Consider the following 17137-nt stretch of genomic DNA (forward strand, 5'->3'; position numbering starts at 1 on the left):
ATAATGTAATTGATGTAAAAATTTTATAAAAAGGAGTGCTTATGAAAGTAGTTGTATTAGACTTTGGAAATTTAAGTAATAAAGATTTAAATATAGAAGCCCTAAATGCTCTTGGAGATGTTACTATCTATGAGCATAATCCACAAACAAGCAAGGAAACTATAGAACTTATTGGAGATAGCCAAATTGTTTTATCAAATTATACAATAATAGATAAAGAAGTAATAGATGCTTGCAAAAATATAAAATATATTGGCCTATTATCAACAGGTTACAACACTGTCGATGTAAAATATGCAAAAGAAAAAAACATTGTTGTTACAAATGTTCCTGTTTATGGATCTGAAATTGTTGGCCAATTTGCAATAGCCATGCTTTTAGAAATTTGCCACAGGGTTGGCTACCATGCAGAAAAGGTTCAAGAAGGAGAATGGTCTTTTTGGGAATATCCATTGATTGAACTTAATAACAAAACAATGGGCATAGTTGGTTATGGAAATATTGGAGCAGTTACAGCAAATATAGCTAGGGCTCTTGGTATGAAAATTATTTCCTATACAGCTCATCCAAAAGAAGGAATTGAAGGGGTAGAATTTGTAAGCCTTGATGAACTTTATAAAAGATCTGATGTAATTTCTCTTCACCTACCTTTATTTGAATCAACTGAAAAGATGATAAACAAGGAATCAATTTCTAAGATGAAAGATGGAGCAATCCTTATAAATGTTTCAAGGGGAGGACTTGTAAATGAAGAAGATCTTGCAGATGCTTTAAATTCTGGAAAATTATTCGCAGCAGGTCTTGATGTAGTTAGCAAGGAGCCAATCGAAAAAGTCAATCCTCTTTTAAAGGCTAAAAACTGTATAATAACTCCTCACATGGCATGGGCAGCAAAAGAAGCAAGACAAAGATTATTAGATACAGCAGTTGATAATGTTGAAAAATTTTATAAGGGTCATTTAGTAAATACTGTAAATTAAAAAAGTGGTGGACTAAAAACTGTCCACCACTATATTTGTGCCATTATCAAATTGTATTTTCCAAGCAGGAATCGCCCTTCCCTGCATTACTTTTGTTATATCATCTACATAACCTTGTTCTTCTGGGTCAAAGTAGAAACACTCTTCAATTTTTTTAATTTTTTTACCATAAAAATCTTCACTCATGTCCAATAGTTTAAGAAGTGCTTTTGGAGCAGAGTCTATAAGAAGGTCATTTTTTGACTTATCTAAAACCCTTATCCAGAGCCTATCCATAGAAACTATAACCCCATTTTTAATAATAAAGTTGCAATAAGATCTCTCAATAACAAGTCCATTATATAATTTTGAATAATTTATATAGACTGTATCTCCACTTTTTTGATAGTAGTCACATTTCATATTATTAGTATCAAAACCACGGTCAATTAAAAACATTTCTACCAGATTTTGTGCTTGATTGAAGTCAATATCTTTTTTCTCAGTTATATTTATTGAGTTTTCATATATCAATCTTCTAGTATTTATAATACTTAAACTTTCTTTATTAAAATTTATCCTTGTAAATTCACTATTTGGATCTTCTATTTTTCCATTCCTATCAAAAAATCTCTTGTTTAAATTTTCCTTATCATAATTTTCAAATTCAACAAGCATAGTTGGAAGCTTGATTTTTTTTCTTGGAATTTTGGTATCTACTTCTATGCCAGACTGTTTTAAAAGGCTCACTGTTTCTTTTACAAATTCATCAGAATTAGTCTTATCTTTTAGGGCAAAATAATTTCCAAGAACATAAAACAATAATATTAAATTTGTAATTACTAAAGCTATTATTAATATTATTTTAGATTTTGACCAATCCATACTATCTCTCCATTATAAATTTCCCAGTTTTTAGTGAAAAGAAAAATTCTCTTTGCATAAAATCAATTCTTATAGCCTTGGTTAAAACTTGCTTACTTTCATCGTTTATATTTTCGATATAAACTTCTGTAATAGAATCAATATTATTTAAAATATAATTTATTGACTCAGCATTTGGATTTTCTATAAATTTATCTTGGTTCCTATAGACAATTTCTTCCAGAGGAACGATACTTATTAAATCAAAATTTTCTTGGTTTTTATCCTTTACTTTCCTATATTCCTGCCTAAAAGACTTTACATGGTTGGAAAAAATTTCAATTTCTAAATAGGCCTTTGTTTTTTCTGATGCAGGATAGACCAGCATATTATTTTCTTTATAGATAAAAGAAATTTTGTAGCCATTTTTGGCATTATCTTCAATTTCTTCGACATCGACAAGTTTTAAATTTTCAACTGTGCCGAGTTTTGAAATAATAAAATCAATCGAATTACTTAGAGATGAAAAAAGATTTTGATTATTTGCTTGAAAATCTCCATTATTTACATATTCTATTAATCCATCATCATTAAAGCTTATATACTTATCTCCATAACTATAGATTGTGCCACCAGGTCTTGTTATTTGATTTACATAATCTATATCAATATTTAAAAATCTTGTTACTAGACTTGTCTTATATTTTTTATCCATGCCAGATATATCTTTTGAATAAGTTAATTTCTCAGATATTATATGGCTATCAAGCCTTGTTAAAACATTTTTATCTATATCATATTTTTCCTTAAAATTTAAATAAGGAATATACTCATCTAGATTATCCTTGAAAGATTCAATAGTATTTTTGATTTCTAAAAATCCAATATCTTTTTTTATAAAATACCTGTCATTTCTTTCATAGGCAAGGCAATCTTCTGCTATATAAATCTCTTGCAAATTATTACTATCATCAGAATTTGTAATAATACCAAATAAGTTTGTAGAAGAAAGCAAGTTATTAGTAAATTGAAATACAATTGATGGTTTGTTCATAAGATTCATATAGGCTTCTGCTGTGATTTCTTCGAAGTCATCTTCTTTTAAATTATTAAAATTTTCAAAGATAGAATTTCTATACTGCTTGTAAAGATCATTTGAATCATAAATTACGGTATGGTCATTTTTGGAAAAATTAATGACAGTTTTTTCTGGATTAAATAATCTCTTTACTAGACTTTGCCTGTCCTCTTTTGGACTAGAGTAAGACCTAGATAGCTTTGGAAATTTAATCCAAAGTAGGCTTGACTGAAATATAGCTAGAGCCACTAAAAAAATTAATAATATATTTAATATAAAATCTTTTTTCTTCATAAGACCACCTATATAGCTAAAAAGCTCAAGTATACATCAGTTCCTATACCAAACTTTGATTCAAGTTTAAGATCTCCGCCCATAGATTTAGTAAGATCTCTTGCAATTGATAGACCCAGTCCTGTACCACCCATTTCACGCGACCTTGATTTTTCAACCCTGTAAAATCTCTCAAAAATCAGATCAAGATCTTTTTTTGGAATTCCTATTCCATTATCAGAAACGCTGATATAAACATTTTTAAAATCAGAGTGAGCAGCAATCTTTATTACGCCAAATGGTTTGGTGTATTTTATAGCATTTGAGATAATATTAATTAAAACCCTATCAAGGCTATCCATATCTGCTAGGATATTTTTTATATCCATATCAACATCGAGAATAATCTTGTGGTGTTTATTTCTGATTAAAAGATCTAGATGGTCTAAAGCTAAACTTATAGCTTCATAAGTATCTATTGATTCTTTTTTGATTTTATAAGAACCATAGTCTATATCTGATAATTGTAGCAGGTCAGTTACAAGATTTGACATCCTGTTACTTTCGTTGTTTATGACTTCTAGAAATTTTATCTCTTGTGGATTTAAATTACTTTGATCTAGCAAGGTTTCTGAATATGTTTTTATAGAAGTTATTGGTGTTTTTAGTTCGTGAGAAACATTGGCAACAAAATCTTTTCTCATATTATCTAGATTATGTTCTTTTGTAATATCTTGAAAAACGATAATTATACCAAGATCAGAATAATTTTCTAGCCTGTAAGGAGCATATTTTATCTTATAGAATTTATTATCAATTTCTAGTTCGCTCTCGCCTTCTAAACTTTCAAGTTTTGCATAATCAACAAAGATATTTAATTTAGAAAGGTCAAAAAACCTATTTTCAAAATTTTCATCAAGATTTAAAATTTTTCTTGCTATTGGATTTGCATGGATGAGTTTGTTTTCATTATTTATTGCAAGAACACCCTCTGCCATGTAATTAAAAATTGTATTTAATTTAGATTTTTCTAATTCAGTTTGAGAAATTGTTTTATTTAATTCCTTGGTCAAATAGTTAAACATGTGGCCCAGGTTACCAATTTCATCATTAGATTTTACATCTACTCTTTGATTAAAATCACCCTTTGCCATCAAGGAGGCTTTTTTAGTTACTGTTCTAATTGGTTCTGTAATAGACTTGGCTATAAAATAACCAAGAATGCTTGTAATAACTAAGGCAATCAAGGTAGCATATGTAAGAATTGACCTGGCCTTATCGACGACATCATAAACTTCAGAAAGATTTGATGTCATGTATAAAATCCCTTGTATATGACCACTAGATGAAAAAATTGGCTTTACCAAATGTTTTGCATTCAACTCATCAATACCACCAATAACAATAGTTTCATCTTCATTTCCCTTAAAGGCATTTAGGATCAAATTTGGCTGCAAGGCCTTGTGAGTTAAGGCAGATCTTGCCGTATTAATATTTTCAGCATTAGAAGTTGATGAAATAATCACTGGCTTATTATCAACCATAGCTATTGCATAGATGGTATCAGATTGAGAAATTTGCCAGGCATTTATAGTCCTATATATCTCATCTTTTTTGGACTGCCAATCTTCATTAGATAAGTAAGCAGAAGTGTTTTCAATAGAGTCCAAACTTTGTTTCATTTGAGAAGTAACTCTTTGAATTTGAACAACTTCTAACCTATTAATAATAAAGGCACCGACTATTGTCATACAGATTAAGACTAGTAAAAAATATATACTTATAAATCTAAATCTTATACTATTAAACATCTTAGCCTCCAAAATAGTAGCCTACGCCACGTTTTGTTAATATATATTTATAGTCTTTTCCCTTGTCTTCTATCTTTTCTCTAAGTCTTCTGATTGTAACATCGACAGTTCTTATATCTCCGTAGTATTCGTAGTCCCAGACTTCACTTAAAAGTTCTTCTCTAGATATAACTTGTCCTTTTCTTTCAACAAGATATTTTAATAATTCATATTCTCTTAAAGTTAGATTTATATCTTTACCATCTTTTTTTAGAGAATATTTATCTAAATCAAGGACAAGGTCTTTTATTTTAATTGTGTTTTGGCCCTTAGTTTCACTCTCAAGACCATTTCTTCTTAAGATAGCCTTAATTCTTGCAGTAAGTTCCCTAATAGAAAATGGTTTTACCACATAGTCATCTGCTCCAAGTTCAAGCCCCAAAACCTTATCAACTTCCTCTTGTTTTGCTGTAAGCATAATTACAGGTGTTTGTGATGTTTTTCTAATTTCTCTTAAAACAGAGAAGCCATCTAGTTTTGGCATCATTATATCTAAAATTATAAGGTCAAACTTTTGACTTTTAAAAATATCAAGGCACTCTTGTCCGTCATAAGCTGATGTAATTTCGTAGCCTTCGCCTTCTAAATTATATTGGATAATATCATTTATAGCTTTTTCATCGTCGACTACTAATATTTTTCCCATCATAAAGTATCACTCCTAGTGGATATATTATATCAAAGATGGAAAAATTTTTTTAGTTTACTTAAGTCATAAATGGCAATTAAGATGTTAGAATGTTTATAATAAGATTTGAGGGATAAAATGAAAAGAATACACTACCTAGATAGTCTCAGAGGACTTACAATAATTTCTATGATTTTCTACCATCTTTTTTATGATTTGGTTTATATTTTTAATGTAGATATAGATTTTTATAAAATAGAAAAAGTTTGGATTTGGCAATTATCAATAGCTATTAGCTTTTTCTTGATATCAGGTTTTTCTAGCTATCTAACCAAAAAAGATAAATTACTAAAAAGAGGAATAATATTAAGCCTGATAGGTTTTTTATTTACGCTTGCAACATATATTTTTGTAAGAGATGAATTAATAATATTTGGAGTCTTAAATGGACTTGGAATTTCTATGATTTTTTGTGGTCTTTTTAAAGACCAGCTTGATAGGATAGACTATAAATTTTCAATTTTCATTTTTCTTATTTTATTTATAGTGTTTTATAATATTTCATTTGGCTATATAAATTTATTTTTTAGAAAAATTAGTTTACCAGATTTTTTATATGAGATGAATTTGTTTTTTATTGGATTTAAAGGAAAAGATTTTTATTCATCTGATTACTTTCCATTTTTACCTTGGAGTTTTATTTATCTAACTGGTTTCTATCTCGGCAAGTGGTTAAAAGAAAAAGATTTTTATAACATATGTGGCAAAGAAAATATAATTTCAAAAATAGGAAGGCAGTCTTTAAAGATATATATCTTGCATCAAATTGTAATTTTTGGAGCTTTAAGCCTAATCTTTAAAATTTTGGACAAATAAAAAAGGAGCAGATTTTTCTGCTCCTTAATTTTTTACTATTAATTAATCTTCACTAGGAATTGGTCTTTTTACTATATGTTTGTAGTAAATTTTTTCAACTGCCATTGATATAGCATTATCGCCAGTAACATTTGCAGCTGTACCAAATGAATCTTGGGTTATATAAAGTGATATTAAAATTGTAGCAATTGTACTTTCTGGATCAACTCCAACAACTGGTAGGAATGGAAGTGCAGACATTACTGCTCCACCAGGAGCTCCTGGTGCTGCTACCATTGCTATACCAAGAATTGATATAAATTTAATAATTAAGCCGTAGCTATGTGGAAGATCATACATAAATAAAAGTGTAAATACACAAGATGTAAGTGTGATCATTGAACCTGGCATATGACAAGTTGCACATAGAGGCATAACAAATTCTCTAATTTGTTTTGAAACTCCAATATTTTTATTACAATTAATATTTACAGGAATTGTTGCAGCACTTGATTGTGTACCAACAGCTGTAAAGTAAGCAGGAGTTGCTTTTTTGAATGATGTAAAAGGATTTCTACCAGTGTATGTACCAGTAATAATAAACATTGCTAGTAGGTAAAGTAGGTGAAGTAATATTATACATCCAAATATTTTTATAAATACATTTAATATTGCAAATACAGATCCTGAATAAGCCATGTGGGCAAAGTTTGTAAAGATATAAAAAGGAAGAGCTGGTATAATTGCTTTTGATAAAACCATAACTATAATTTCATTAAATTCATCTATTATATTATAAAAATATTCTCCCTTATTATGTTGTCTTAAGATTGATACACATAGACCAAGTATAAAAGCAAAGACTAAAGCAGATGTTACTTCTAAAATTGGTTCTAGTGGAATTGTAAAGAATGGATCAAGTGAATTAGCAGATGCATCTTGAACATTTTTTACCATTTCAGCTGATATAAAGCTTGGGAAAATATTTGATGCCATAGTATAAGATAAAGTTCCTGCTATAAGTGTTGAACCATAAGATAAAAGCAAAGTTACAAGCAATAATTTTCCAGCACCTTCAGAAAGATCTGCTATACCTTTTGTAACAAAAGCTAGAATCATTAGTGGTATTATGAAACCTAAAAATTTACCAAATAAGCCACCAACAGTTACAAGTATTCGAACTCCAACTTCTGGTAAGACTCTACCTACTACAATACCGAGTATTATAGCAATGATTAATTTAGGGATAAGACCCATATTAAAATTTTTCTTACTCATTTTAATCCTCCAAATTTAAAAAATTTTTTCTAATTTTTTGGCCAGTTTCTGTTCCTGCAAGACCACCAATACCGGTTTCTCTTAAGGATTCATGTAAACTGTGACCAACTTCTCCCATGGCTTGAACAACTTCTTCAAAAGGAACAATCGATTTTGCACCTGCAAGAGCAAGGTCTGCAGATAAAAATGCATTCATTACACCAGATGCATTTCTGAAGTTACAAGGATATTGAACAAGTCCAGCTATAGGGTCACAAACAAGACCAAGTACATTTATTAAAGTAATGCTAGCAGCCGTTAAAATTTGTTCCGGGCTGGCATCAAGCATTTCTAAAAGTCCTGCACTCGCCATAGCAGAAGCTGATCCACATTCAGCTTGACATCCTCCTTCAGCTCCTGCAAAAGTGGCATATTTAGAAATAATATGTCCAATAGCATTTGCAGTGAGTAGTCCATTTTGTAAAGTAAAATTATCAAGACCATATCTATTTTTAGCAGACACTAACATAGCTGGAATTATACCAGCAGAGCCTGCAGTGGGAGCTGCAATTATTTTGCCCATGGAACTGTTTATTTCAGAAGTAGAAAGAGCCATGGCCATAGCTTCAGTACAAAATTTTCCTGTTATAGTTTCATTATTTTGTGCATAAGCATAAGTTAATTTTGAATATCCGTCTATCATTTTATGTGTAGTTTGGCTAGATTTATTAAGATTAGACTCAGCAGATTCAATCATTACATTTATAGCTTGGTCTAGATAAGATCTTATTTCATCTTCAGTCTTTTTTGTATTTTTCATTTCTTCATTTAAAACAAGTTGATAGATAGAAATATTATTTTTTTTGCATGCATCAATTATTTCTTGAGCTTTATTATACATTTAAACCTCCACATATTTAGAAAATAAAAATCTATCAGAATTAAGAATTTTTTCTTGTAAATCTGGATCAAGACTCCTATCAATTTCTACAGTCAAAGTAACTATATTTTTTAAGTTATCTTTACTTGTAGTCATAGACTCAATATTATAATCCCTATCGGATAATAAAGTAGATACCATAGCTATGACACCTGTTTGTTCGTGGTATTGTAGCAAAATAACAGGAAACTCTCCCCTGAAATTTAAAGCAACGCCATTAATATTTACTATATTAATAGCTCCACCACCAATAGAACTAGCGATTATATATTCAGAAGAACCATCTTCATATGTGAAAATAATTTTTACAGTATTTGGATGATAATTTTCTCCAAGATCTTGTTTTTTAAATTCATAATCTATTCCTAAATCATCAGCAATTTGAATAGAATCTTTTATTCTAGGATCATAAGTTTCAAAACCCATAATACCAGCCAGCAAAGCCCGGTCAGTACCGTGTCCTTGATAAGTCATAGCAAAAGAACCATGTAGGATAAACTCAACTTTTTTAAATTTTCTAGGACAAATTTTAATAGCTGTGTTTCCGATCCTACAAGCACCTGCTGTATGAGATGAACTAGGTCCAACCATAATCGGACCTATGATATCAAAAATTGTATAATCAGACATAAATTACCTCTTTTAAAAATTTCTGCACTAATATATAAAATATAGTATTATATAAATAATCAGATTATTACTATAAAAGCTACCATAAAATACATCATATTGCAATAAATATGCTCATAAATAAAAGGAGTAGAATATGCTAATTAAAAATATTAGGTTAATGGATCCTGCCAGCAAAAGAGACGAAATAGTGGATATATTAATTGAAGATGAAAAGATTAAATCCATAGGAAAAAATATTAATATCGAAGATAAAGATATAATTGATGGAAAAAATTTAATAATAAGTCCAGGCTTTATAGATGTTCATGTCCACTTTAGAGATCCAGGTCAAGAATACAAGGAAGATTTAACAACAGGATCCCAAGCAGCAGCTGCAGGCGGATACACAAGTGTGATATGTATGGCAAACACAAAACCTGTTATGGATAATGAAAATCTTATCAAAGATTTTGTAAAAAGAGCAAAAGAACAAATAATAAATGTTTATACAATAAGCTCTTTGACAAAAGAAATGAAAGGCCAAGAACTTGTCGATATGGAAAAAGTTTTGGAAGCCGGTGCTCTTGCCTTTTCTGATGATGGAATACCAAACACGAGAAATGATATAGTACTTGAGGCTATGGAAAAAGTGAAAGAACTAGACAGCTTGATTTCATTTCACGAAGAAGACCCTAGCCTAAATAAAGAAAATGGAATAAATCATGGAAAAGTAGCTGAAGAAATGGGACTTTACGGAGCTCCTGCTATATCAGAAGAAATAATGGTTGCAAGAGATTGTTATTTTGCCTATAAAACTGGAGCAAAAGTAAATATACAACATATTTCAGCAGCTGGTTCTTTGGATATAATCAGGGAATATAAAAAATTAGGTGCAAAAGTTTATTGTGAAGTAACACCACACCACTTCTCTTCAACTGAAGATTTAATAAGAGAAAAAGCAAGCCTTGCAAAAATGAATCCACCACTTAGGACTGAAGAAGATAGACAAGCAATAATTAAAGCTTTAAAAGATGGAACAATAGACTTTATTGCAACAGACCATGCTCCTCACTCAAGCAAAGAGAAAAATCAAGAATTTACCAAGGCGCCATCTGGAATAATAGGACTTGAAACAGCACTTGGACTAGGAATAACAAATCTTGTAAGAGAAAACAAACTAAGTCTTATGGAACTTTTAGAAAAATTGACAATAAACCCAGCAAAGCTGTATAAATTAGAAAGAGGCAGGATAAAGAAGGCTTGCCAGCAGACCTTGTAATATTTGATGAAAACGAAGAATACACTGTTGAAAAATTTAAATCAAAATCTTCAAACTCACCATATATAGGAAAGAAACTTTATGGCAAGGTAAAATATACAATCTGTAATGGAAAAATAGTATACAAAGATTAAGAAATAAAGCTGTGGCAATTTGCTACAGCTTATTAAATATAAAAAAAGACTATGGATTCCATAGTCTAAAAAATGGTGCACACAAGAGGAATCGAACCCCCGGCCTAGGCTTTAGGAGAGCCTCGCTCTATCCTACTGAGCTATGTGTGCATGTAAATAAATTTTATATCAAGATAAAATCTATGTCAATTAAGAATAAAAATCTATAAATTTTATTTTAAGTTATTAAATAATAGAAAATAATATTCTAAATATGATATAAATAAAACCTCCTTGTTAAATTTTGGAATTTATCAAAATAACAGGAGGTTTTATTATTTTAAATTATTTACAAAAAATCTTTACTATAATTATGATAATTTTTCAACAAAGGCCTTTACAAGACTTGAAAGATCTTTAGGTATTCTTGCAGTTAAAATATTTTCTGAAACTACAGTTTCTTCATCTATCCAATTAGCTCCTGCATTTACTAAATCATCTTTTATGCTGTAAAAAGAAGTAACATCTTTGCCCTTAAGGTCAATACAAGATGCAAGCATCCAAGGGCCATGGCAAATTGCAGCTATAGTTTTATTTTCTTTATCAACTTCCTTAACTAAATCAATAGTCGCTTGACACCTTCTCATATAATCTGGAGAATATCCCCCAGGAATAAATAAGGCATCTAGGTCTTGAGGGTCTACATCTTTTGAAGCGATATCAGAAGTAAATTTAACCCCATTTTCAGAAGTATAAGTTTTATCTTTTTCACTTCCTATTATAATAACTTCAAAATCTTCCTTTAATCTATGATAAGGATAAATAAACTCTTCTTCATTAAATAAATTTTCTAAAAGAATTCCGACTTTTTTCATAATTGTCTACTACCTCCTAAATATTTGTATAAAAAAAGCGAGACAATAAGTCCCGCTTTATATTATTAATCTTAGATTCTTTGTCTATCTTTGATAACGTGTTTACCATCTTTGAATACATCTGAGCAAAGATTTGTTGCAAAGAAGTAAATAGTGTAATCAAGATTTGGTGCATCAAATACTGTGATGTCAGCTTTTTTACCTTCTTTGAAACTTCCTATGCTGTCTCCTCTATTTACAGAGTAAGCAGCGTTGATAGTTACAGCATTGTAAACTTCAACTGGAGTAAGTTTCATCATAAAGCAACCAAGTTGCATAATGAATTGAAGGTTAGCAGTTGGACAAGAACCTGGGTTTGAGTCAGTTGTTAAAGTGATTGACATATCATTATCAAGCATCTTTCTTGCAGGAGCATAAGTGTCTTCCATTAAAGAGAAAGTTGTTCCTGGAAGAAGGTTTCCTATAACTCCAGATTCAGAAAGTTTTTTGATATCTTCATCAGTAATCATCATTAAGTGTTCTGCAGAAGTTGTGTGAAGTTCAGCAGCAACTGATGATCCACCAATTGATTCAATTTCATCAGCGTGGATTCTAGTTCTTAATCCGTGTTCTTGAGCAGCTTTTAAAAGTCTTTTTGATTGTTCAGCATTAAAGACTCCTTTTTCACAGAAAACGTCACAGAATTCTGCAAGATCTTCTTCTACTACTTTTGGAAGCATGTCAATAACTATATCAATAAATTTATCAGGATCTTCTTTATATTCTTCAGGAATAGCATGAGCTGCCATGAAAGTTGATACAAGATCGATTGGAAGATCTTCATTTAATTTTTTAACAACTTCCATTTGTCTTTTTTCAACATCCCAAGTTAAACCATAACCAGATTTTGCTTCAACAGTTGTTACACCGTGAATCATCATATGGTCAAGTAATTCTTCAGTTTTATTATAAAGTTCTTCGAAAGAAGCTGATCTAGTTGCTTTTTGTGTAGAAAGAATTCCACCACCTTGAGCAAGAATATCTAGGTAGCTAACTCCATTTAATTTTTTAGAAAATTCATGTTCTCTTGATCCACCATATACAAGGTGAGTATGAGCATCAATTAAACCAGGAACAGCTACTTTACCTTTCATATCTATAAGTTCAGTCTTATCTGATTTTAATTCTTCTGGAACTTCGCCTTCGCCAACTTTAAGAATTTTTCCATCAGCTATTGCTATATAACCATTTTTTAATAAATTAGCTTCATTCATTTCCTTACCACGTAATGCACGACCTTTGTCATTAGGTGAAAAGATTTCACTAAAATTATATAAAATTTTATCTGCTGTCATTTTAAACCTCCATTATTTAAATATTTTTTAAAATATAACTCTACTATAATAAATCATAACATAAAAAACTAGATTATTTACATATAATATTATATACTATATGAGTAAATTAAATTAAATTCATGTCTAATTATCATCTAAGGCGTCGAAAAAAGGAAATAAAACGAATTTTTTTAAAAAATTATAACGTTTTCTTTATATCGACTTTTTAAAGACGAAAAATAAATACAATCAGACGTGAAAGATACCATAATTTTTAAGGAGGAATATAAATGAAAATTAGCAATGAAGACATTGCAAATGCAATGAAAGTTAAGTTAGAATTCGACGAACTTCCAGAAGCTCCTAAATTCGAAGAAGGAATTCGTAGAGCTCCAGACAGAGGATTCAGACTATCTCAAGCACAAACTGAACTTGCACTTAAAAATGCACTTAGATATATCCCAGAAAAATTCCATGAAGAATTAATTCCAGAATTTCTTGAAGAATTAACTACAAGAGGAAGAATCTATGGATACAGATTTAGACCAGAAGGAAGACTATACGGTAAACCAATTGATGAATACAAAGGTAACTGTGAAGCTGGTAAAGCTTGTCAAGTTATGATTGAAAACAACCTTGACTTTGACGTAGCTCTTTATCCATATGAATTAGTTACATACGGAGAAACAGGATCTGTATGTCACAACTGGATGCAATATAGACTAATCAAAAAATACCTAGAAATCATGACTGATGAACAAACACTTGTTGTTGAATCAGGACATCCACTAGGATTATTTAGATCAAGAAAGAACTCTCCAAGAGTTATAATCACTAATGGTTTATTAGTTGGTGAATATGACAACCATGACGATTGGGAAATCGCAGAAGAAATGGGAGTTACTAACTACGGACAAATGACAGCTGGTGGCTGGATGTACATTGGACCTCAAGGTATCGTTCACGGTACATTCAATACTCTACTAAACGCTGGTAGATTAAAATTAGGTCTTAAAGCTGAAGACGATTTAAGAGGTAAATTATTTGTTACTTCTGGTCTAGGTGGAATGAGTGGTGCTCAAGGTAAAGCAGCAGAAATCGCTCATGCAGTTGGTATCGTTGCTGAAGTTGACTACTCAAGAATTGAAACAAGACTTGAACAAGGTTGGATTTCAAAAGTAACTGAAACTCCAGAAGAAACAATGAAATTAGCTAAAGAATATCTAGAAAAAGAAGAAGCAATGTCAATCGCTTATCACGGAAACATTGTAGACCTTCTACACTACATTGACAAAAACGACATTCATGTAGACCTACTTTCTGACCAAACTTCATGCCATAACGCATATGATGGTGGATATTGTCCAGTAGGAATCAGCTTTGAAGAAAGAACAAGACTTCTTGCTGAAGATCATGACAAATTCGTTAAACTTGTTGATGAAACATTAAAACAACACTATGAAGTTATCAAATCATTAGTAGCTAAGGGAACTTACTTCTTTGACTATGGTAACTCATTCATGAAAGCTATCTACGATGCAGGCGTTAAAGAAATTTCTAAAAACGGCGTAGATGATAAAGACGGATTCATTTGGCCTTCATACGTTGAAGACATCATGGGACCACTTCTATTTGACTATGGATATGGACCATTCAGATGGGTATGCCTAAGCAGAAAACACGAAGACCTAATCGCAACTGATAAAGCTGCAATGGAAGCTATTGATCCAGACAGAAGATACCAAGATAGAGATAACTACAACTGGATTAGAGACGCTGAAAAGAACCAATTAGTAGTTGGTACTGAAGCAAGAATTCTTTACCAAGACGAAGAAGGAAGAGTAAGAATTGCTCTTGCATTCAACAAACTTGTTAGAGAAGGAAAAATTGGCCCTGTAATGATGGGTCGTGACCACCATGACGTATCTGGTGTAGACTCTCCATTCAGAGAAACTTCAAACATCAGAGACGGCTCTAACGTATGTGCTGACATGGCTGTTCAATGTTACGCAGGTAACGCAGCTAGAGGTATGACAGTAGTAGCTCTTCACAATGGTGGTGGAGTTGGTATTGGTAAATCTATCAACGGTGGATTCGGACTTCTACTTGACGGTTCAGAAAGAGCTGATGAAATTGTTAAATTATCACTTAGCTGGGACGTTATGGGCGGCGTAGCTAGAAGAAGCTGGGCTAGAAACGAACACGCTGTTGAAACTGCAGTTGAATTCAACAAAAACCGTGAAGACGGACACATCACTATTCCTTATATAGCTGATGACAAAAAAGTTTCAGATGCAGTTGCTAAAATTTTCAACAAATAATTTAATTAATAATTAAAATTAAGAAATAACCTTTCACATATGTGGAAGGTTATTTTTTTACTATAAAATAATATTATAAGACCTGGGATAAGTGCCTACATATCAAATACTAATTAAAAACAAAACCTGTAAAAAGATATATAGAAATATATAAGTAGAAAAAGCAATATGTAGTACAAAAATAACTAAAAAACTACTATAATAGATATTAAATTTATATAGATATCTATATAAAACAGTGAATTTGATATACTTAACTAGGGAGGCAGAAAGATGAAAAAAATACAAACAAAAGATTTAACCATAATAGCTATGTTTATAGCACTAACAACAGTTGCAACAATGTCAATTCAAATACCAATTCCAGCAACTAAAGGTTACATAAATATAGGGGATACAGTACTAATATGTGCAGGACTTCTATTAGGAAGAACAGCTGGAGGATTAGCTGGGTCAATAGGATCAGCCTTGGCAGATCTATTATCAGGTTATGGATACTATGCACCTATAACCTTTGTAGTAAAAGGAATTGAAGGATTTCTTGCAGGATATTTAAAAGAAAAAACAAAAATAAACTTTATAATATGCGGACTTATAGCAGGACTTGTAATGGCACTTGGATATTTTATAGCAGAAGGAACAATACTTTATAACTTTCAAGCAGCTGCAGCTAGCTTGCCAGCAAATATAATGCAAGGTATAGGAGGTAGTATACTAGCAAGTATCCTATACAAAGCAATAGAAAAGACAAAAGTACTAGAAAAAATAAACGACAATTAAAAAATAGAAATGAAAACATAGCTAAATATTTAGCTATGTTTTTTTGTATGTCAATCTATATTGCTAGTAAAAAATAATGTAATAATATACAATTATTATATTAGAAGGGAGTAGCAATGACAGTAAAAATAATTACAGATACGAGTAGTGACTTTAGCCTTGAGCAAGCAAAAGAGTATGGCGTAGAACTACTAAGCATATATATTTCCGATGGAGAAAAAGAATATAAAGATTTAATAGATATAAATAGTCAAGATATATTTAAAGGACAGGAAAAAAATATAAAATTTACCACTTCTCAAATACCAGTATTTGAATACTATACTAATTTTAAAAAAGTTCTAGATGAAGGAAATGATTTTATTTATATAAGTTTATCTTCAGGAATGTCTGGATCCTATAATAATTCTTTACTAGCAATAGAAGAACTAAAAAAAGAATATAAGCAAAATTTTATAGCTCTAGATTCAAAAGCAGCATCTGTTGGACTAGGATTAATTGTTAGATATTTGGCAGAAGCAGCAAAAAAAGGATTAAATTATAATGATCTTATTGAATTTGCAGAATTTCTAATAGAAAATGTTGTCCACCTGTTTACAGTATTCAACCTAGACGAACTTTATAGGGGAGGAAGGCTTAGGAAAAGTACAGCCAATATAGGAAACCTCTTAAGTATAAGACCTATCATCCATGTAGTAGATGGGGAGTTGAAACTTAGAGAAATATCTAAGGGTAACAAGATGGTATATAAAAAGATAAGCAATGAAATTATAAAGACAATGAAAAGCTATGGAGAAGATGAATTAATATATTTAGTCTATGGCAAAGAAAGAAACTATATAGATCCACTTTTTGAAAAATACAAAAAAGAAAGTAACTTAAAAAGAATAGATACAAACCCTGTCGGATGTACAATATCAATACATACAGGAAGTGAGTTTTTTGGAAATGCTTTTTTAAAAAAAGAAATTCCAGAAAAATTTAAAAAATATTCTTGACAAGATTAAAATAAATATAGTAGTATATAGAAGTTGCAAAACAAACAAGTCGAATTTTTTAAAAATAAATTAAAAAAAGGCTTGACAAGGTATACAGATTAATTGTATACTATATAAGCTGTCTCAATGAGACGGCGTT

Annotated in this window: 16 protein-coding genes and 1 tRNA gene; 7 read left to right on the plus strand and 10 right to left on the minus strand. The window is 30.6% G+C overall.

The annotated features are described in order from the left end of the window. Positions 1–41: 41 nt before the first annotated feature. Entirely contained in the window at positions 42–980 is a 939-nt protein-coding gene (locus tag HGPB_RS03515) for a D-2-hydroxyacid dehydrogenase (RefSeq protein ID WP_019132311.1), read from the plus strand. Between the two features lie 12 nt (positions 981–992). On the opposite strand, the gene HGPB_RS03520 is transcribed toward HGPB_RS03515, so the two are convergent. Genes HGPB_RS03520 through HGPB_RS03535 form a run of 4 tightly spaced genes read right to left on the minus strand, consistent with a single transcriptional unit; the run spans position 993 to position 5673 of the window. After that, positions 993–1844, minus strand: a complete 852-nt coding sequence (locus HGPB_RS03520; protein WP_019132312.1) for a two-component system regulatory protein YycI — start codon at positions 1842–1844, stop codon at positions 993–995. Between the two features lies 1 nt (position 1845). Further along, a complete protein-coding gene (locus HGPB_RS03525; RefSeq protein ID WP_019132313.1) occupies positions 1846–3195 on the minus strand; it encodes a hypothetical protein in 1350 nt (449 codons plus the stop codon). Between the two features lie 8 nt (positions 3196–3203). Next, positions 3204–4985 (minus strand): sensor histidine kinase, encoded by a 1782-nt coding sequence (locus HGPB_RS03530; RefSeq protein ID WP_019132314.1) that lies wholly within the window; start codon positions 4983–4985, stop codon positions 3204–3206. A gap of 1 nt (position 4986) precedes the next feature. Beyond that, positions 4987–5673, minus strand: coding sequence for a response regulator (locus tag HGPB_RS03535; protein ID WP_019132315.1), 687 nt, complete (start codon positions 5671–5673; stop codon positions 4987–4989). A gap of 117 nt (positions 5674–5790) precedes the next feature. Between HGPB_RS03535 and HGPB_RS03540 the strand changes: the two genes are divergently transcribed. Next, the gene (locus tag HGPB_RS03540) at positions 5791–6528 is read left to right on the plus strand and encodes an acetyltransferase domain-containing protein (RefSeq protein ID WP_019132316.1); all 738 of its coding nucleotides are present in this window, start codon (positions 5791–5793) and stop codon (positions 6526–6528) included. Positions 6529–6570: 42 nt separating this feature from the next. Here the strand turns inward: HGPB_RS03540 and HGPB_RS03545 are convergent, their stop codons facing one another. From HGPB_RS03545 to sdaAB, 3 genes are read right to left on the minus strand one after another with little or no spacing between them, the layout of a single operon-like run. Beyond that, complete coding sequence (locus HGPB_RS03545; protein ID WP_019132317.1) at positions 6571–7785, minus strand: dicarboxylate/amino acid:cation symporter; 1215 nt, start codon at positions 7783–7785, stop codon at positions 6571–6573. 1 nt (position 7786) lies between these two features. Next, complete coding sequence (sdaAA, locus tag HGPB_RS03550; protein WP_019132318.1) at positions 7787–8665, minus strand: L-serine ammonia-lyase, iron-sulfur-dependent, subunit alpha; 879 nt, start codon at positions 8663–8665, stop codon at positions 7787–7789. Further along, entirely contained in the window at positions 8666–9334 is a 669-nt protein-coding gene (gene sdaAB / locus HGPB_RS03555; protein WP_019132319.1) for an L-serine ammonia-lyase, iron-sulfur-dependent subunit beta, read from the minus strand. Between the two features lie 136 nt (positions 9335–9470). Here sdaAB and HGPB_RS03560 point away from each other — a divergent pair, with 136 nt between their 5' ends. Both HGPB_RS03560 and HGPB_RS09060 read left to right on the plus strand, forming a co-directional pair. Then, positions 9471–10595: a dihydroorotase gene (locus HGPB_RS03560; RefSeq protein ID WP_019132320.1), complete on the plus strand. Its 1125-nt coding sequence runs from the start codon at positions 9471–9473 to the stop codon at positions 10593–10595. Beyond that, positions 10577–10729, plus strand: a complete 153-nt coding sequence (locus HGPB_RS09060; RefSeq protein ID WP_019132321.1) for a hypothetical protein — start codon at positions 10577–10579, stop codon at positions 10727–10729. The genes HGPB_RS03560 and HGPB_RS09060 overlap by 19 nt, the downstream gene beginning before the upstream one ends. A 73-nt stretch (positions 10730–10802) precedes the next feature. On the opposite strand, the gene HGPB_RS03565 is transcribed toward HGPB_RS09060, so the two are convergent. From HGPB_RS03565 to hutI, 3 genes are all read right to left on the minus strand, one after another. Continuing rightward, positions 10803–10879: transfer RNA gene (locus HGPB_RS03565), tRNA-Arg, on the minus strand. Positions 10880–11079: 200 nt separating this feature from the next. Continuing rightward, positions 11080–11583, minus strand: a complete 504-nt coding sequence (locus tag HGPB_RS03570; protein WP_019132322.1) for a type 1 glutamine amidotransferase domain-containing protein — start codon at positions 11581–11583, stop codon at positions 11080–11082. Positions 11584–11654: 71 nt separating this feature from the next. Further along, the gene (gene hutI, locus HGPB_RS03575) at positions 11655–12917 is read right to left on the minus strand and encodes an imidazolonepropionase (RefSeq protein WP_019132323.1); all 1263 of its coding nucleotides are present in this window, start codon (positions 12915–12917) and stop codon (positions 11655–11657) included. Between the two features lie 272 nt (positions 12918–13189). On the opposite strand from hutI, the gene HGPB_RS03580 reads away from it, so the two are divergent. From HGPB_RS03580 to HGPB_RS03590, 3 genes are all read left to right on the plus strand, one after another. After that, positions 13190–15220, plus strand: a complete 2031-nt coding sequence (locus HGPB_RS03580; RefSeq protein ID WP_019132324.1) for a urocanate hydratase — start codon at positions 13190–13192, stop codon at positions 15218–15220. Positions 15221–15493: 273 nt separating this feature from the next. After that, positions 15494–16000, plus strand: coding sequence for an ECF transporter S component (locus HGPB_RS03585; RefSeq protein WP_019132325.1), 507 nt, complete (start codon positions 15494–15496; stop codon positions 15998–16000). Between the two features lie 116 nt (positions 16001–16116). After that, positions 16117–16998 carry a DegV family protein gene (locus tag HGPB_RS03590; RefSeq protein WP_019132326.1) on the plus strand — a complete coding sequence of 294 codons (882 nt, stop codon included), beginning with the start codon at positions 16117–16119 and terminating at the stop codon, positions 16996–16998. Positions 16999–17137: the final 139 nt, after the last annotated feature.

The organism is Peptoniphilus obesi ph1 (assembly GCF_000311865.1).
GTDB lineage: Bacteria > Bacillota > Clostridia > Tissierellales > Peptoniphilaceae > Peptoniphilus_E > Peptoniphilus_E obesi.